The following is a 19,653-nucleotide window of genomic DNA, read 5'->3' as shown; positions in this document are numbered from 1 at the left end:
AGGGTTTTATCTGTACAGTGTAAAGTGGCCAACAAATTCTCGATTGTCTTTAGTATCATTAAGCCTTACAACATACCAGTAATCTCCCGTAGGAAGCTCTTTGCTATTGTATTTTCCGTCCCATTTTTCTCCTGCACGCAAAGTGGCTACTTTACGACCGTATCTATCAAAAATATCAAAGGTCATGTCTCTGTACTGGTCTGTACAACCTGGTCCCCATTCGTCTTGATTTCCATCATTATTAGGCGTGAAATAATTAGGTATGCACACATCAACATATTCAAAATATCGCGTAACAGAGGCAAAACAACCATTGCTATCGGTTACGGTAACGGTGTAATCTCCAGATGCGTAAATCAGGAACGTATTGGTGCTTCCGTAAGATTCACCATTCAATGTAAATTCGTAATCGCCCGTACCGCCGGAAGCTATTGCTACAATTTCGTTTAGCGCGCCATCTTCTAAAGACAATGTTAAAGGATCATAAGCCGCAATATCAAAGGTATCAGTCCTTTGGATACAGCCATTGGTGTGCCTAACGTCTATAAAATGGTTTAATCCCGGAGGCACATCATTAAACACATTGCTGGTTTGATAGGCACCGCCGTTAAGTGAATAATCTAAATCTGATGGGTTAACACTCGCATCAACGGTTACCGTAACAGTATTGGTCGATAAATTATTGGTACAACCAAAATCCACCGCAACCATGGGGTCTATTAAAACCGATGGTGGGAATGTGATATTCCATTCAGATTCGCAACCTTGTGCATCGCGCACGTAAACTACGTGATCGCCACCGGCCAATCCTGTAAAATCGAATTGGGTTTGTGTTAAGGTTCCTGGTGTATACGTGCCATTAATATCATCTAAACTCACGCTGTATGGCAAAGTTCCTCCAGAAATATCAATACTGAATTCACCATCTAAATCACCATTACAAACTTCAGGAATAATGGAGTTTGGCACAATGGTTAGCATCACCGGTAGAGGTTCGCTAACTGTAAAATCCAAAATAACATAACAGCCTAATTCATCTTGAGCAATAGCCTGATAAGTCCCGGGAGCTAAATCTTCAAAAATAGGCGTTTCAAAAAACTGGTTCAATTGCGGAGAAATCGCATATTTTATAATACCTGTTCCACCCGATGCCGTAATTTCCATCACACCATTATTACTTCCCGTACAAGTTACATCGGTTACCGTAAAGTTAGCAACTAAAGGTGCTATTGGCTCAGTAATGGTAGTTTGCGCGCTTACAGTTAAACAATCGCCACTATCAACCTGTACCTGATAGGTTCCAACCGGTAAATCGGTAAATACACCAGGGCTGGTTTGCACGGGCGCTGGAGAAATATCCGTTCCCGTACCATCTTGCAAGGTATATATATAGCTGCCCAAACCACCTTCGGCAGTTGCAATAATAACGCCGGTACTGTCGCCAGCACAATTGATGGAGGCATTGGTAGTATCTAAATTTACCACTAATGCTGGTAATGGATCGATGGTTATTTCGTTGGATACACTAGACACACAGCCATTAGCATCTCTTACGTAATATTGATAGGTTCCCGGTGTTGCACCATTAATAGTAATCGATGAGGCAAAGGTGCCTAAAACAGTGCTAAAAGCAGCATCGGAACTATACTCGTAAGTTCCTGTACCTCCCGTTGCGCTTAAGGTCAATGAAGCATCGGTTGTACATGTAGTTGTAGTTGCAGCCACTAAATTGGATTGAATTGGTGAAGGTTCGGTAATAACAATATCAGCGGACGTGAATGTACAATTATAAGCATCGGTAACTTCAACATTATAAGTACCGGCAACCAATCCGTTGAATACATTTGACGATTGCGGTCCAGAAGTACTTACTGTTGGAGCAATCATATTCAATGTATATGAATAATTGCTTCCTTGTCCGCCGCTCACGGCACTCACAGTTATCGTTCCATTTGAATCTCCAAAACAAGATAATACCGGTGCGTTGGCCGTTGCCGTTGCCGTGATTGGAGGTGGAACAACTAATGATACACTGTTGGAAACTATACAGCCTCCGGCATCTCTTACATTGACCGTATAATTACCGGCTGATAAATTGTTAAACGTTCCGTTTGAAGAATATGCCACCGTTGCAGCGCCTGTTAATTCGTATTCGTACGTGCCCCAACCACCAGTTGCAACTGCTGTGATGGTACCACTGTTATCATCACAGGTTACGCTCGATGTTTCCGATGCAGTTAAGCTTAAAGCTGCCGCAGGAGAGTTTATAATTACGCTTCCTGAAGCGGTACAGAATGGGCTGTCCGTTTCTGTAATTTCCACTGAATAACTTCCTGCTGCCATACCGGTAACACTTATCGGGTTTGTTGACGTATTGGCAGGTATGTTAGTAAAAGCAGGAACTGCAGTACCAAAGCTATCCAATACAGTATATGTATAGTTCCCTGAGTATCCATTTACAAGCAATTCAAAGGCGCCCGAGTTATCACCAAAACAGGTTACCGGAGCTGTTGGCGTTAAGGCTATTGTCGCCGTATCGTAAGGTGCCACGCTGTAAGCTGCTGTTGTAATATAGCATCCGGTGGTTGTATCGGTAATCTCAAAATAATAATCACCCGGAGATGTAATAGAGAATACATTGGATACTTGAGCAACTCCACTTGGCAATAATCGGTATTCAAAATTACCTGAGCCTCCCGTGGCGTTAATGGTAACCGTACCAGATGCATTACAATCCACTGGTGTGCCTGTAAATGTACTGGTTATGGGTATTAGCGGGTTTATAACTACTGATCCCGTAGTATCGCAACCGTTATTGTCTTTTACATAAAATGTAATGTTTTGTACGGCATTTGTATCTATTATCTCAAAGGTGTTAGAACTTAAGTAATTGGTTCCATCAATACTGTAGGTATATGGTGCGGTACCACCCGTTGCTGTAATGGTAAGGGTGGATGGATTAACCGAATTATCTGCTGCACAAGCAAAAGCTATTGCGCTTCCCGAGGCAGTCAATACTGGAGGTTCTGCTATTGTAATATCCTGTGTATTTGTACAACCTCTACCTGAGTTGACTTCAACCGTGTAAGTTCCCGCTGTCAGACCTGTAAAAACATTAGAATTTTGTACCGCCGTTGTCGTAGGGCCAGCAATTATTTGATAGGTGTAAACCGGATTGTCGTTCGTAGGTGATAAATTCACCTGAAAAAGACCATCACTTCCACCATTACAGGTAGCATCGGTTATAGTAGGCGCATCAAAAGTTACAGGTGTTGCAGCATCTAAGCTTACAGTTGTTGTATTGGTACAACCTGTAACGGTATCTGTAATGGTAATGGTATAGGTTCCCGCTGGCACACCTGTAAACGTATTGCCAACAAGCACAATGGTAGCAGGGCTTGGGCTAATACTATAGGTATAGCTACCACTTCCACCGGCACCAGTTACAGTAATCTCTCCATCGTTAATAGCACAGGTAGGTAAAGCCGTTACAGCTGCTGATATACCAAGAGGTGCCTCAATATCTACAGTTACCAAATTACCACAGCCATTGACATCTCTAACTTCAACAGTGTGCGAACCAGAAGATAATCCAGATAGGGTAAATGGTGTAGTACGTACTTGAAATGCACCGCCATCAATACTAAAGCTATACGGAGCTACGCCCGATGTTGTTAATGCAACATCAATTTCAAAATTACCCTCAGTTGCCGTACAAGCGTTGCTGTTTACTGCAGTAATTACAGGTTCAGGATCCGTAGGCATAACTAAAGCACTAGTCGATCTGATACAACCATAAGCATCTATAACATGTACGTAATAAGTACCAGCATTTACATTAAAAGTACTAGCCGATGCCCACGAAGGATCCGTTGCCAATGGCGGTACTACCGATGTTGTAATTTGATAGAGATACGGTGCCGTACCATGAGTTGCTATTGCACTAATTACACCTGAACTTGGATTACAGTTTGCATTGGTATCTACAGATGCTGTAATATCTAAATCGACAGAAGATTCATTAATTTCAAATATGGCTGAAGCAGTTTCACAGCCGTTAAATGCACCCGTACCGTTTTCGGTAAAAACAATATAATATTGCCCTATAGATAATGTTCCGGGAGCTGGTGTTGTAACGGTTTCCGGAACGCCAAAAGTAACCGGTACATTGGTTGGCCCATCAATAAGCACATTGGTAAAAGCCCTATAAATAGCATAATCAACTGAAGTGGTTGTGCTGTCAAAATTATCAATTGTAAAAGTTACGCTTCCATTATCTTCCCCTAAACAAACCACATTATTTGGAATAACGGATGATGTTAAAGGTGAGGCTGGGTCAATGGCCGCATCGGCAGATTTCACATAGTAACAATCCGTCACAAGATCGTGCACCACAAAGGTGTAAACAACACCCGGTGTTAAGTTGGTAAAAGTTCTTGTATCACCTCCAGGTACATCTGGTGGTAAATAAGAAGTAGGTAAGGCGTATGGCGACGTATTAAATTCCAAAATGGCAAATTCGTAACTACCACTCCCTACTACAGAAATAGCCTGCACAACAGCAGTACCGCCAGAAGTACAATCTGGTACAACGGTGGCCACATCGATTAATAAATCCGAAGGTGGAGATGCAATAACGATTTGCTGCGATAAACTACAGCCATTGGCATCAACAACGTTTATGGTATATGTACCAAAATTGATGATATTAAAGGTGTGGTTCTCATTGGAAACCGCTGAATACGGGTTACCCGGAATAACATCACCAAAATTATTTGTTATAAAATAGGTAAAAGGTGCCGTTCCGCCCGTAACGTTTTCAACCGTAATAGACCCCAAACTTGACCCACCTGGGTTGTTACATGTAATATCCACTTTAGTTAAATCGAAAGCAATGGGGTTTGGCTCTGAAATTGTAACAGTTTCAACGTCCGTACAAGAATTGGCATCGGTTAAGGTAACCGTGTAATCGCCCGAAGGCAAACTGCTTGTTTGTGTACCGTAATCTGTTCCTGTGGTGGTATTAAGCACATTAATGGTAAAAGGTGGGGTGCCCATTGTATTATTGATTACTACATCAATGGCTCCGCTGGAATCGCCATAACATAAAGGCTCTGTTGGGGTTAACGAAGTAATTTCAGGTAACGAAATAGCGTTCACGGTTTCTACCGCAGAAAATACGGTACAACCTTGAGCATCGGTCACTCTGAACTGATAGGTTCCATCTGTATTTGTATTATAATTAAATGGCGAACCTGTTGCACCTAAAGACGCATAAGCACCACCATTGAATGAGACGGCATAAGTATAGGGTGCATAACCCCCAGAGAAAGTACCTGTAATCTGAGCATCTGCTGTGGCCGTACAGTCCAAGCCCTTGTTTAAAACCGTATTTAAGTTTAACTGAGGAGCTATGATTTGAGCCGGTAAAACTACATCACAACCATAAGCATCCCTAACCGTAATCACATAGGAATCAGGTGTTAAATTAGTAAAGGTATTCGTGCTTACAAAGGCACCACCGTTTATACTATATTGATAAGGTGTTTGTCCTCCCGAAGCAGTAACCTCAAGACTGGCACCCGAAGTACTGTTGTAACAAAGATTCGAGGTTGTGGCTATACTTGCGGTTGGCGCTACATAAGGATTTAAAACAAATGTTGTTGTAGCTACACAACCATTTGCATCGGTTACGGTAGCGGTATAGGTTCCCGTTTGCGTTAAACCAGAGAACACTCCCCCTCCCGATGTTGGTGCAGAAGTGGCGTCGGGTTGGGTCACTGTAAAGGTGTTTCCGCCCCAACCTCCTGTAACGGTTAATCGCACACTACCATCATCATTACATGTAATGGGAGATGTATCTGCTGATAATGTTAATGCAGCACTTGGGCTTCCCACGGTTGCCGATGCTGTAGAAGTACAATTAGTATCATTATCGGTAATAACGATGTTGTAAGTACCCGCACTAAGGCCTGTTAGGTTAATTGGAGACGATCCTGCCTGCGACGTACCACCGTTAATGGTATAATTAAAATTTGTTGTGCCGGATACGTTATATTGTATAGCGCCATCGGCTCCTCCAAAACAACTAACATCACTGGTGGTTTGGGCAACGATACTTAAGGGTGGTAAATCGTTGATAGTATAGTTTTCGGAATAAACACAATCATTAGCATCCCTCACTTGAAATGTATATGTACCTGGTGCTAATCCAGAAAACACATTTGAAGATTGATATGCTGTAGCCGAAACTGCTGGTGCTATTATTTGATATTCTAATGGTAAGGTTCCACCCGTGGTTCCAGTAATGGTCACATCTGTTGTAATTGCAGGGCAACTTAATGGTGTATTGCTAAATGTTAAATCGGTTGGCGGATTTAACGGGTCGATAGTAATTGGAGCTGTAACAAATGTACAGCTATTGGCATCTTGAATGGTTACTGTGTAAGTCCCATCGGTCAATCCAGAAAAAGTGGTTCCTGCTTGAAAGGTAAAACCATCAAGACTATAGGTGTACGGTGGGTTTCCTCCAGAAACTCCAGAAACGGTAATCACACCATTGGTTGTACAAGTATAGGGTGTAGTTAAGGTTGCCGTTCCTGAAATAGCTGTTGCAGATATAATGGTAATAGGTTGTGGAGCTGATAAACATACGTCTGTTCCAAAGGTATATTCCACAACAACATCGTAATTTCCAGCGGTAAGTCCTGTGAAAATTGGCGAGTTAAAAAACGTTGTGCCATTATCTATACTGTATCGTAAACTATTTCCGTTAGGATTGGTTACGTTGATATCAATTGAACCAGAATTCAAATCATCCGCACACAGAATATCCGTTTTAGTCACGTTAAAATCTGGTGCCGGAGTCGTATCAACAGTTATAGAGGTATCTGTGGAACAGTTGTTGGAATCTACAACCGTAATGTTATAAACACCTGCGCTTGTTACCGGAATTATGGGTGTTGTTTGAAAGACCGTTGTGCTGTTTACAAAATAAAAATATGGTGGTGTGCCACCCACTGGATAAACCGTTATTTCACCGTCGGTACAAGTTAATGGTTGCGTTATTGCTGCCGTCGCTTCCAACAACGGTGGATTTATAATTTCAATATCATCAGAAAATGTACAGCCATCTTCAGTAGATATGTTAACGGTATAAATTCCCGGGTTTAGGTTTGAAAACGTATAGTTATCATCATTGATAGGCCCTACACTATTCACCAAAGTAGCACCATCATAAATTGAAAAGAAATATTGCGGACGCACATCATTTGCGGCCAAAACCACGCTACCCAATTCGCCATTACAATAAGGTTGGTTAATAATGGTGGAAACCGTAAAATCGCGTTCGCGGATTTGAACATCCGGTACAGTAAAAATACACGGATTTGGAGATACACCAATCTGTCTTATATAAACTGAATATATATTTGGAGTAGTTATTGAAAAGGTATTACTGGCTTGGTAATTAGTGCCATCAATACTATACTCGTAACCACTAGGTACACCGCCTACAACAATCTCACCTGGCGTGGTACAAAAAATATCTCGCGACGATACCGTTGGAACCAGTAAATTGGTATATACATTAAAATAAAACTGATTGAAACAACCACCAGTATAATTTAAGGTTAATCGGTATTGACCAGCCGTATCTATGAGATAATTTGGTCCCGTTGCAACTTGATTCCAAGTACAGCCTGGGTCTTCGTTGGCACAATCTTGATTGGCAACAGCCGCACAACTTGTTTCGTCCAATCGCTCCCAAATAATTGAAGAGGTATCGGTAATATTGGTTTGAATATCTCGCGTATCACCTGCCCCACATAAAAAGAAATTGGGCAATTCTTTACCATCATTCGGACAAACTACCACTTGATCTGCAAACGGAATTAATGGGTTTGTTACACCCGCTCCAAAAGTAATCACTTCAAATTCTTGATCGATAGATTGACAAGGTGCGGTCGCCGTATTTTGTACATAATATGTTCCTGTAGTAGTAACGGTTATCGATTGGGTTGTGCCAATAACAGGTGTTCCGGATGGGCTTGTAGACCAGGAATACGAATCGTATCCATCACCGGCCGTTAACACTGTACTTGCTCCACATAGTATAACCTCCTCAGAAAACACACAGTCAATATCAGCTAAAAAATTAGTAGCCGAGGTGTTTAACAAACAACCTGCGTTGGTGTTAAAACTGGGGTCATCTGATATGGTGAAAGATGGATTTAACGTTCCGTTGTAAGTTGCAAATGCCTGATTACTAATAATATTATCGCAAGCATCATTTAATAAGCTACAGGTTTGAACAACGGTTACTTTAAAACGAATTTCCTGTACAGGGTCATTTACTTCGACAACTGAGTTATCAACTTCAAAAATTATTTCTCTGGTAGTAGAATCATAATTTTGCACACTCACTCCTGGAGGTAAAATCCCTAAATCTGATGGATAGTTAAAAACAACATTTATAGGAAGTATATCTCTAATTATAAGGCTTGTAGCATTATCATTTCCTGTATTCTGAAAACCAATGACGTAATTTAGTTCATCGCCAAGACTAACTAACTGGCCACCAATATCATTCCCTAAAGCGTCCTCAACTATTTTAGTGAGAACTATGTTTGGTTCAATTATATCGACTGCTAAAGCATAGAAATAAGGAAAATAAGTATCGCCACTAGTTTCTAAACGAACCGTTGCCGAAGTGGCATTATTAGCTATTACTGTGTTTCCTGGGTTAGGAACAACCATGACACCCGTATCAAAACCTAAAGTATTTGTACTATTGGGGTTTCTATTATTTACGGGCAATGCACTTAATTGTGTAACCGAGCTATTAAAAAAATTGGTAGCAGGCCTATCTGCAGTTGAAAGGTTTACACCGTTAAGCAACAACTGATCACCCAGGATTGGGCTATCGCCTTCTAAAGCTGCAAATGCAAAATTCGCTCTAACCGGTGTTGGAGCAGGAACGGTTCTAAAACCAGAAACAGGAACATCCAAAGTTGGATTTCCCCCGGCAACACTTATAGCACTAAAACCATCAAAACTGGTAATTGATTTGCCGGGTAATGTAGGGTTTTCATAAACAATAAATAATGACCATCCTGCTGAATGTCCTGTACCATTATAAGGTCTGTCAGAAGCCGTACGCCCTTCGGCACTCGACACATTGGCAACGGTATACGTACCTATATTTGTAGCCAAACCAGTAACAATACCAGTAACATCTGCATAACAAGCATATGGAAAACTATTACCACCGTCAACAGAAGTTCCGTTGGAATTAAAGATAACAGTTCCAACAACATCGTTATAGCTACCTGATGGTCCTTTAAATTTTATATCCGTAATCGGTTCTGAACCACTGTTAACAGCACTCCAATATAGCCCAGCATGAATAATGTTATAACAACTAGGATCTGGGATTACCAAATCTGCACTAGAGGAACTAAATGTTGAGGCATCGCCGTCAATATCAATATATCGCATATTAACCCTATGGTTGTATGTAGAGTTGTCGTTAAATGCGTTATTGTCTGGACCTAAAATATTGTTACCAATCAAAACTATATCACCTTTTAAATCCTGATTAAACCTGGGCGCAAATGGTACAAAATTTTGAGAAAAAGCCTGTAAACTTATTAAAAGGAGTATAGCTACAAGTCCAATGCTAACATAAGTAGTTTTTTTCATGATCGGTTAAGTTTAGTATTTCAGTTTTACTTGGGGAATAAAAAAGAAATAATTTTAGCTGTTTTTAAATCACTAAAGTAAGTACAATATTACCTAAAGTGTATTTCGTCTAAATTTAATGTTTTTAAACGGGATAAATATCGTTAAAATTTTTTAAACCACTAGCATGATATACAATAAATTAAGCATTTTATCGTTGAATTGCTACTTTAAACTTAAAAAAATTATTATTTTGTAATATTTTATATACATCAATTTTAGTAAACGGCTTCCAAATTTTTAAAAATAATGAACTATTTACGTTTATTCATATCAGTAAAAAGCAGCAGTTCTCAATAAAACGCAAATACCTTCTATCCAAATTCAACCAAAGCTCGGGCAAATTTGATAGGATTAAAGCTATTTTCAACGTTGTTAGTTTTCAACTTTAACCATAAACATATTTTGGTTGTATGGCTCGCTTCCTTTTAATGACATGGCGTTTCTAGCAGATTCAATATCATCAAACTTTTGATAATAAATATAGTATTTACTGGTATTTACATCAAAGAAGAAATCAATATTTGCTTGTCCTGCCGCAACTGCTTTTCTTAAAAACTCATCTCTTTTTGCCACATCGCTATGCACGCCAAGAACAACATAATATCCGCTTTCGGTATTTTTAACATCCTTAACAATTTGTATGCTGCTACTGTGCGCTTCTCCAGAGTCAAAATCTTCTGGTGCCAAAGGCTCTGAGGCAACTGGTGTAAATTGCTTTATTTGATTTAATGCTGCTCTATCCTTTAAATATCGGTCTTCTTCATTATCGTAAGCCGCACGTTTAATCCTTCTTTTTCTTTCTATTTCTGTGGCGACTTTAATCGTTTCTAAAGTAGATAGCAACCTATCTTTAGTATTTAAAGCCTGCATTTGTTCCGTTTTTAAATCTTGAATGGCTTTAAAATAAAAGGCATTGGTTTCATCATTTTTATCATTGACCGTTTTAAGTCTTTCATTATATAAAATCTCCAATTGGGCTATTTTTTGATTTTGAGATTCAATAACATTATCAATCTCATCTTTTAAAGATTCTATTTTGGCGTTTTCTGCCGATACACTTTTAAACGGTTTTGGAGCTTTGTAAATACCTTGTTCGCTTAAATCGTTTTCTTCTTTTAAATCTTTAAGATCTTGATTCTTACTATCAACAGTAGCTCCTAAACGCGTTAATAAATCCTGCTGCTCAATTTTTGAAGTCTTCGTTAATTCGGCAAGGCTTTGCATGGCCAAAGCTTCTCTATCATTAGCTGTAGGGACCATAACACCGTTTAATTGTACCGTATCTGCTTTTTGCACAGCTTGTAATCGTTCTTGTTCTTTAGCTTTTTCTTCGGCTTCAGCTTGGGCATTCTTCTCTGCCTCCAACCTTGCATCTTCTTCGGCTTGAGCAATTTTAGCCAATTCTTCTGCTTCGGCCTTAGCCTTGGTCTCAGCCGCAATTTTTGCTCTAGCCTCTTCCTCTAATTTTAATCGTGTGGCTTCTTCCGCTTTTAGTCTATTCGCCTCTTCTAACTTCAACCTTTCTTCATTAGCCTTGTTCTGTGCCTCGATTTCAGCATTTTCATCCAATTCATTTTTAACCTCCTCATCGGTTATTGTTTGGGCTTCCGGCTCTGTTTTAGTCTGTCTTTGTTGCGCTGCCAGTTGTCTTTCTTCGGCTTTGGCTGTTGCTGCCAATCGTCTTGCTTCTATTCTGGCTTGTGCTTCTTCTTTAGCTATGCGTCTTTCTTCTTCTGTCAATTTAGGAGTGGTGCTGTTTTTGGCCAATACTTTTCGCTTCTTTGTTGTAGACAACAGCGCTTGCTCCTCATCGTCACCACTATAGTTATAACGTTCTTGGTTTTTGAATTTGTAGGCCAAGGTAATTTCATGCGAATTACCAAAAGCTGACACATCGCCTATGGCTTTTTCATAGTTATATTCAATGGCGATTTGCGAAGTGATGTTTAATCCCAATCCGCCTGAAACCCCATAAAAACTACTATAACCAGCTTGCGCCCAAATACCTTTGGAAACGGTTAGCATAACAAGCCCTGAAATGATGGTTTGGTCTTTTTTAAACTCGGAACGCAATAATCCTGAAAATTTGCTTTCATCAAAAAAACCGCGACTATTTATATAACCCGTGTACATAAAATGACCTTGAATACTTTGCTCTGGATTGTCTTCAATCATTTCAGAGATTAGTAAATTATATGCAACCGCATTTTTAACGGAAACACCAAAATCTACAAACGCCGTACCGTAGTTTATTCCTGGGTTTATGGTAATTATCGAATTTGATGGAATGTTTTCCAAGGATGGATCCGGAAAGTTTGTGTTAACCCTGCCTTCGTTTATACCGCTTTTGTAAAACCCAAGATTCATACCGAAGGTTAAATTGCTATCGGTATTAAGTGCAGCATTGTAGGCAAAGTTTAAAATACCGCCAAAGGTAGTTAACACCCCGTAATCTTGCTGAAACACACCGACACCAATCCCCATATTTTCCCGAAACCTGCCGGCATAACTTGCTAAATAGGTTAATGGTGCATCATCAAACTGTACCCATTGCCTTTTGTTGTAAAAGGTTATGTATTTATTTTGCTCTCTAACAAAACTAAATGTTGGGTTAATGGTGTATTTATTGAATTTCAAGGAATTTCTCGAAGGCACATCAAACGCGATAACGCCATCTTCCTGAGCATAAAACAGTTGTGTTATACAGAAAAACAAAACGATATGTAATAGGCATTTTTTCATACTATTTAACAACTGTTATCGAGCCTTTTTTAGTTTTATTATCTGAAGTGGTTATAACGTAGTAATAAACCGGATTTACACTTTTAAAATCCAATTGGTTTTCTGGCCAATTGTTTAAGTAATTATTTGTTTGAAGTATAATTTCCCCTTGTGCACTTAATATAGTTACCGTAGCATTTGCTCCATTTACATACTCTTGTGGGATAACCCAAGTATCGTTTATCCCATCGCCATTGGGACTTATTAAATTAGGAATATCGGAAACATTGGGAAAGGCCGTTTGAACGGAAAATTGAAACTCCTTAGTCGTATCACAGCCTACGGTTTGTGTAATTTCAACCTTATAATTTCCTGTTTTAGTGGCCTCATAACTATTGGCAGTGGCACCTGTTATTAATGTATCATTAAAATACCATTTAAACTCAGGTGAACTAGCTGTTGTGGTTACCGTTGCCGTTAAGGTTTCACCATCTTCAATCATATTCACTTCCGTAACATCAATTTCACTTGTAAAACCAATTCCGTCTAAATCTATGGAGGCACTCGTGCTACAATCGCCTAAATCAATATCAACTGAAAAAGCCCCAGTCTCATTCGTTTCATACATTTGATTTGTAGCTCCAGAAATTTCAACACCATCTTTATACCACTGGTAACTCACTCCATTTATGGCACTTAAAGTTGTAGAGCCTTGGCTGGCACAATACGGATTGCCTAAACTGGAATTAATGGTAGAGGTGCCATTTGTAGTAGATTCGCTTACCGTAACCCGGTTTGAAAACGAGTTGGACGTACATGACCCGTAATTGGTTTCGGCAAAATACGTTCCCGGTTGATTAACCGACAATGTATTACCGGAAGCTACAAAAACCGATGTAGTTGGACTGGTTTCTTTGTACCAATTAAAAGTGAGCGATGGGTATTGCAACGGCGAATCGTTGTCGCCGGTTCCCGGATTATCAATAGTTAACAAATAACTGCCACCAGAACAATACACACCTGTTTCAATTAAATTATTGATTGAAAATGGCGTGTCTTGAATTTTATAATAGGCAGGAAAAGACACAGACCCCGTACTTGTAGCAGCTGGTGCCGTGCTTTTAACTCTAACTTTATAGGATTGGCCAGCAGTATCTGTTGGCAATGAAAAACTCAGGGTTGCCGGCGATGTTGTAACCGCGCCTTGTGCAGACGTATAAACTACGGTGGCGTTTGAAAACGCTCCCGAAGCATCGGAAAGTTCGATTATAAATTGATTGGTTGAACCTAAATTGCCTTCAGGTGAAAAAGCAAAACTAATATTATAAGTATTAAATGAAGCACTTGCACAAGCTTGACTAAAACCTAAACTTGGGGTACTAATAACCACCTGAGCAGCCATGGTTTTAGGTATTGAGAGCATAAAAAAAACAACTATGTAGGTAATAGTAAAATTCTTCATTTGACATTATTTTCGTTAGAAGAGAAACAATCATCTTTGGGGCTATAGAATTTAATTTACCTGTTTTATAATTGTTGATTCAATTAAAATAATGCCTTAGCATATCAAAACAGGGTGTTTTTAAATCCTATTAAATTACACTTCTAATTGTCTACGCGCTTTAAATCTGGGTCTATTTCGTTTGAAGCTATTATTTTATTTATTCTGAGTCTATAATCTGGACGTCGTTTGTTATTCAAATCAATAAATGTTTCAGAGTTATCACTTTTAGAATACACATTAAAGAAAGCAGAATTTCCATACCAGTTTTCCAAATCTTCATTATTCATATTGTTTTCAACAAAAATGTTTCCATTGCAATTGTTAAAATACATATCGGTAAATTTGATTTTCTCTAAATTTTCTTGATTTACCTTAATTTTATCTTCAAATAAAACCGCTGGATTAAACCCAGAAATAACACTTTTATTCATTTCAAGCGATGCATTATGCCCAACATATACGGCTTCTTTAACCAAACCTTGCTGAATGGCTGATGTTAAATCGTCGGTATCTGTTATTAAGGTTAAATTTTTTGCAACAACGGTGGTTCCTTGTTTAGAAAAATCGATTTCTTCTTTATTATCATAAGAATTAATCAATAAACATCGGGCTCCGGCGCTGTTTGACACGTAAGGCGACCGAATGGCCAAAGAGTTTGATAGCATGCACTTTGCACCAAAATTAAATTTAAAGTCGTTACTGTTAGATTTGTATGACACGGCTTTGTGCAAATAGGTTTCCCCGCCCAAAATTTCAAACGAATTACCGGCACAATGGCTTATCATTATATTTTCCAAAACGGTTTCATTGCCTACACTTGCCAGCAGAAGTCCGTTAAAATACCCATCGTTATTAATTCGTTTTCCGGCATATTCAATTCTTACATACCTTAAAATTCCAGAATTACTGGCTAAATTTTCACCTCCATAATTTGAATTTGCATAGGTTGTTGCATCAAGTTTAGGATAATATGAAGCTACCGAGCCACTTCCAAATTTTGTTGTTGGCGCATCTCCAAGAATTATAATGCCTCCCCAATCACCGGCTCTTTTAACGCTTCTGTTTGAGGTAAATATAATAGGATCTGTTTCAATGCCATCGGCAATTATTTTTGCACCTTTAGTAATAGTAAGGGATGCTTTAGATTGATAATCACCAATTATTACCGTTCCCGGTTCTATGGTAAGTGTTGCGTTGTTTGTAATAAAAACACTTCCAGACAAAAGGTATACGTTACGTTTAGACAACTTGGTGTCTTCCGTAATATTACCGGCTAATATTTGGTTAGGCTCGCCATGGTTTTGCGATTTGGGGTTAAACTCCGTCCAATTGTATAACCAATTATCGGTACCTATTATCCCCTTTTCTTGTTGCCCAAAAACACTGCCTATAGATAAAAGACATATGCAAAGCAATTGAATAAAGTTTTTCATAATTAATATTTTATGTTGGAAAAACAAATTAGATTTCCTATTATATAACGCTCAAATATATAATAAAAAATCCATGAAATACCAATTTTCACGATAAAATACATAAAATTATATAATATATTTATGATTTCATCGATGAAATGCACTTTAATTAGATTTAAAATAATAGGGTAAATTCACTTTTTTGAATGAAAAAAGGAATAAAATAATATGACTTTCGTCTATTATATTATTCCTAAATTTTAAAACAAACTAAAAAAACAACTAATTGTTGAAATTAATTATTAATGAAACTCGCTATATTCATGCAAGGATTTCATGGTTTCTTCATAAAACAAAATAGCAGCGACAAGGTTTGTTGTATCCGAGTAAGGCAAAATGCGCCGTTGGAATTCACCATTTGTTTCTAAAAAGCTTTTAGTGGCTTCGAATTGATCGTCCAGTGCCGATCGGTTATCTTTATCGTTTGGGATTCCCAAGGAAGTCATGGTTACACCCGGCTTAGTTGCAAATGCAATATAAGGCAGCAACTTAACAAGGCTTTCTATTCGCTCGACGTATAAATCCAGCAATTGTCCTTTTTGCATGCGCTCAAGATCTTCTTTAGTATGATATTTTTTAATAGAAACTTTATCGCTTATAATGCTTTTTGGAGCTTTATTTTTCTGAGCAAAACTAAGGCCTGTAACTAAAAAAAAGCTAAAACTTATTAATATAATTCTTATTTTCATGTCGAAGATTTAGGGGTTCAAACCACAAATTTATGTAATTAATCGTAAAAAACAAGCGTTTTATCGATTTTTTAATAATATTTTTTCACTCAAAAGATAAAATGTGATTTGAAATGGTGCAAAAACCCTATTTAGATTTAGTAAATACCTGAAAGTAAAACTGATACTGTATAAACCCATTATCAAAACTATTTAAGATTTTATAATTGCTTTGCAAAGTCTATTTTTGCAAACAACATGGATTCATTAACACAAATAGTATTAGGGGCTGCCGTTGGCGAAGCCATATTAGGAAAAAAAGTAGGCAATAAAGCTGTTTTATATGGTGCCATTGCCGGCACTATTCCAGATTTAGACATTTTCGCATCCCACTTTACAGATACCGTAACGGCGCTGTCTATCCACCGTGGGTTTACACACTCCGTTGCGTTTGCCGTACTTTTTGCACCGCTTTTTGGGTGGCTGGTTTCTAGGTTTGAAACCTATAAAAAATTTAAAGGCTGGTCTTGGTTATTTTTTTGGGGATTTTTAACGCATTCCATTTTAGATGCCCACACCACTTGGGGCACACAACTATTTTGGCCTTTTGACTTGCGGTTGGCGTTTAAAACCATTTTTGTAATCGATCCTCTTTACACCTTGCCGTTTTTAGTGTTTTTAATTTTGGCAATGTTCCAGAAAAAAACCTCCAAAAAACGGCGCTATTACAATAATATCGGTTTAATTATCAGTACCACATATTTGGCTTTGACCTTTGTTTTAAAATGGGCAGCGTTTAGAGAGTTTGAAGATGCGCTACTAAACCAAGGCATAAGCTATCAACAAATAGACACCAGACCATCACCGCTTAACACCATACTTTGGAGCGTAAATGTTGATACCAATAATGCTTATTTGTTGGGTAATTATTCTTTTTTTGACACACAACCCATCACTTTTGAAACTTATAAAAAAAATCATGAGTTACTGGGAAAACTTATTGACAACGAAAAGGTTAAACAGATGATTGCTGTTTCTGAAGGTTGGTACACCATCACCAAAAAAAACAATAAATTATTTTATAACGACTTACGGTTTGGGCTTTTAAGCATGACACCAAACGCCCAAGATTTTGTATTTCAGTATGAAATTCGAGTAGACGAATTTGGCGATGTTCAATTTATAGAACAAGAAAAAAACAAGCGCGATGGAAAAAAACTATTAGCCGATTTGTGGGTGCGCTTAAAAGGGAATTGATGGTGCTAATTTTTTCAATGTTCATGTCTAAAAACAAGAAAGCCGCTATATATTTGGTACTAGCACATAAACAAATATCCTAAAATCTAGGATACGTTTTATGGATATACTCCATAACGTTATTCACAATCCTATCACATTTAGAGTTACCAAACTCAAAAATATTCGTGTAATCGGTTAAGCTCAAAATGGAATTTTGAAGCATTTTCCTTGCTCTATGTAAACGAACTTTAACATTACTATTACTCAAGTTTAAACATTTTGATATATCAGAAATGGCTAGCCCTTCAACCTCTTTAAGCATAAATACTATTTTATATTTTTCTGGAAGTGTATCAATGGCTTTTTCCATAAAACAGGAGGATTCTTTATACATAGCTTTGTGTTCAGGGTTCATAATTGTCCGGTCTTCAATTTGTAAAACATAATCGTCTTGTTGCAGAGCAACAGTTTTATATTTTGAAGTCTTTCTTTTTTTCTGTAAGGCCTCATTTATGCCTATTCGTATTAACCAAGTAGAAAACATAGCGTTATTATTAAATTGGTACAATTTCTCAAACGCCTTGATATAAGTGTCTTGCATAATGTCTTCTACATCGGTTTCAACATCAACATAGCTTCTTATTGTTCTAAACAACAACTCATTATAACGGCGTAAAAGTATCTCAAATAATTCTATTTCCCCATCTAGTACTTTCTCAATGATCAAAGCTTCATTAAGTTCAATTTTGATTGTTGGGTTGCCTTTCATATCTATATAATTTCTTATTGGATGCAAATTTCTTTTTAAGGTTACAGTATTTGTAACCTTTTTTTAAGAATCTCATCTAAAGAAACAAAACCTTAAAGGTTTGAAGAATTCACTGAAGTTTTAATTTTTAATATCCTATAACTTTGAACTATTTATCCACAGTATTAAACAAATCATGGTTGGCGCACAATGTTATTCAATTGTCAATTGAAAAGCCAGAACCATTTACTTATAACCTTGGTCAAGCAGTAGAAATATCCTTACCTGAGGGCAAAAATTTTTTAAAAGCCCCTTTTACACTTACGAGTATTTATGAAAAGGATAAAGACCTACAGTTTATTATAAAAATCTATCAAAAACACCATGGAATTACCGCTAAACTAGCTCAATTAAAAGTTAATGATAGCATTTTAATTTCTGAAGCATGGGATTCCTTCACATACAAAGGTCCGGGAGTATTTATTGCTGCTGGCTCTGGAATAACACCCTTTATCCCCATACTAAGATTGCTAAAAGAACAAAATAATATAGAAGGCCATCGTTTAATTTTTGCCAACAGAAAAGCACAAGACATCATCCTTAAAAAGGAGCTTAAAGAAATATTACAAAACAGGTTTCACAATATATTAAGTAGAGATCATCTAAGTCATCACGCTTTTGGCCATATTGACTATGAATTTTTAGAAGCAACTATAAGTAACACCAATCAAAATTTTTATTTATGCGGACCTATCTCCTTGCTAAAAAGTGCAAAAAAGGACTTAGTTAAACTCGGTGTTAATCAAAATTTAATCCAAACTATATATTAAACCCATGAAAATTAACGGCAAAGGAATGTATAAAACCGAGGTTTTATCAAGTAATAGCATTCAAGAATTACATCAAAACACAACATATCAAGAAAAATTAGAAGCCATAGAATATCATTTTGGTAAAATAATGGAAACGTTAGGGTTAAACCTTGACAATCCAAGTTTAAAAGACACCCCAAAACGAGTGGCAAAAATGTATATCAATGAGATTTTTAGAGGGCTGGATGAAAATAATTTTCCAAAAATATCTTTTTTCGAAAACGCTAGTGGTTATCGTGAAATGGTTGTGGTTGATAACATTGCGGTACACTCTTATTGCGAGCATCATTTTGTGCCTTTTTTCGGAAAAGCAGCAGTGGCTTATATTCCAAAAGACAGAGTTATTGGGTTGTCCAAAATTAATCGCATTGTTCAGTTCTATGCCAGCAAACCTCAAATACAAGAAAAACTTACAGTTGAAATTGGACAAAAACTAAAAGATTTATTAAAAACAGACGATTTGGCCATTTATATCGAAGCTAACCATTTATGCATAGCTTCTCGTGGTATTAAAGACAGGGACAGTATTACTAAAACAACTTTTTTTAGTGGAAAATTTTCAAAAGATAAAGAAAAGTCAAGATTTATTAATTCTATAACCAAATAACTTTTTTAGAGAAAATTTGTAACCCCTAAAGCTTATTTGCATCAAAAAGGCAAATACATTTAAAACCAACAAAAT

9 protein-coding genes are annotated in these 19,653 nt (G+C 37.6%); 3 read left to right on the top strand and 6 right to left on the bottom strand.

Translation table 11 applies throughout. The features are described from left to right. Positions 1 to 6 precede the first annotated feature (6 nt). The 5 genes from RNZ47_RS06695 to RNZ47_RS06675 form a co-directional block, all read right to left on the bottom strand. Entirely contained in the window at positions 7 to 9,702 is a 9,696-nt protein-coding gene (locus RNZ47_RS06695; RefSeq protein WP_311938042.1) for a T9SS type B sorting domain-containing protein, read from the bottom strand. A gap of 414 nt (positions 9,703 to 10,116) precedes the next feature. Continuing rightward, positions 10,117 to 12,486, bottom strand: coding sequence for a PorP/SprF family type IX secretion system membrane protein (locus RNZ47_RS06690; RefSeq protein WP_311938039.1), 2,370 nt, complete (start codon positions 12,484 to 12,486; stop codon positions 10,117 to 10,119). Position 12,487: 1 nt separating this feature from the next. Next, positions 12,488 to 13,927: a T9SS type B sorting domain-containing protein gene (locus RNZ47_RS06685; RefSeq protein ID WP_311938037.1), complete on the bottom strand. Its 1,440-nt coding sequence runs from the start codon at positions 13,925 to 13,927 to the stop codon at positions 12,488 to 12,490. Positions 13,928 to 14,070: 143 nt separating this feature from the next. Continuing rightward, positions 14,071 to 15,402: a beta-helix domain-containing protein gene (locus RNZ47_RS06680; RefSeq protein ID WP_311938035.1), complete on the bottom strand. Its 1,332-nt coding sequence runs from the start codon at positions 15,400 to 15,402 to the stop codon at positions 14,071 to 14,073. 284 nt (positions 15,403 to 15,686) lie between these two features. Further along, positions 15,687 to 16,133, bottom strand: a complete 447-nt coding sequence (locus RNZ47_RS06675; RefSeq protein ID WP_311938033.1) for a hypothetical protein — start codon at positions 16,131 to 16,133, stop codon at positions 15,687 to 15,689. A gap of 237 nt (positions 16,134 to 16,370) precedes the next feature. Between RNZ47_RS06675 and RNZ47_RS06670 the strand changes: the two genes are divergently transcribed. Next, positions 16,371 to 17,369 (top strand): metal-dependent hydrolase, encoded by a 999-nt coding sequence (locus tag RNZ47_RS06670; protein ID WP_311938032.1) that lies wholly within the window; start codon positions 16,371 to 16,373, stop codon positions 17,367 to 17,369. A 79-nt stretch (positions 17,370 to 17,448) separates the two neighbouring features. Here RNZ47_RS06670 and RNZ47_RS06665 read toward each other — a convergent pair whose 3' ends face one another. Further along, positions 17,449 to 18,120: an RNA polymerase sigma factor gene (locus RNZ47_RS06665; protein ID WP_311938031.1), complete on the bottom strand. Its 672-nt coding sequence runs from the start codon at positions 18,118 to 18,120 to the stop codon at positions 17,449 to 17,451. A gap of 143 nt (positions 18,121 to 18,263) precedes the next feature. On the opposite strand from RNZ47_RS06665, the gene RNZ47_RS06660 reads away from it, so the two are divergent. Both RNZ47_RS06660 and folE read left to right on the top strand, forming a co-directional pair. Continuing rightward, the gene (locus RNZ47_RS06660) at positions 18,264 to 18,929 is read left to right on the top strand and encodes a ferredoxin reductase domain-containing protein (RefSeq protein ID WP_311938029.1); all 666 of its coding nucleotides are present in this window, start codon (positions 18,264 to 18,266) and stop codon (positions 18,927 to 18,929) included. Between the two features lie 4 nt (positions 18,930 to 18,933). Further along, on the top strand, positions 18,934 to 19,578 hold the full coding sequence (gene folE / locus RNZ47_RS06655; RefSeq protein WP_311938027.1) for a GTP cyclohydrolase I FolE: 645 nt from the start codon (positions 18,934 to 18,936) through the stop codon (positions 19,576 to 19,578). Positions 19,579 to 19,653 lie beyond the last annotated feature (75 nt).

It is taken from the genome of Hwangdonia seohaensis (assembly GCF_031932625.1).
Taxonomy (GTDB): domain Bacteria; phylum Bacteroidota; class Bacteroidia; order Flavobacteriales; family Flavobacteriaceae; genus Hwangdonia; species Hwangdonia seohaensis.
This window is presented reverse-complemented; position numbering and strand designations above follow the sequence as displayed.

Bases quoted from the DNA above. Each gene is read 5' to 3' on its own strand.
- RNZ47_RS06670 (WP_311938032.1), top strand. From the start codon at position 16,371: ATGGATTCATTAACACAAATAGTATTAGGGGCTGCCGTTGGCGAAGCC.
- RNZ47_RS06680 (WP_311938035.1), bottom strand. From the start codon at position 15,402: ATGAAAAACTTTATTCAATTGCTTTGCATATGTCTTTTATCTATAGGC.
- RNZ47_RS06665 (WP_311938031.1), bottom strand. From the start codon at position 18,120: ATGAAAGGCAACCCAACAATCAAAATTGAACTTAATGAAGCTTTGATC.
- folE (WP_311938027.1), top strand. From the start codon at position 18,934: ATGAAAATTAACGGCAAAGGAATGTATAAAACCGAGGTTTTATCAAGT.
- RNZ47_RS06690 (WP_311938039.1), bottom strand. From the start codon at position 12,486: ATGAAAAAATGCCTATTACATATCGTTTTGTTTTTCTGTATAACACAA.
- RNZ47_RS06695 (WP_311938042.1), bottom strand. From the start codon at position 9,702: ATGAAAAAAACTACTTATGTTAGCATTGGACTTGTAGCTATACTCCTT.
- RNZ47_RS06685 (WP_311938037.1), bottom strand. From the start codon at position 13,927: ATGAAGAATTTTACTATTACCTACATAGTTGTTTTTTTTATGCTCTCA.
- RNZ47_RS06675 (WP_311938033.1), bottom strand. From the start codon at position 16,133: ATGAAAATAAGAATTATATTAATAAGTTTTAGCTTTTTTTTAGTTACA.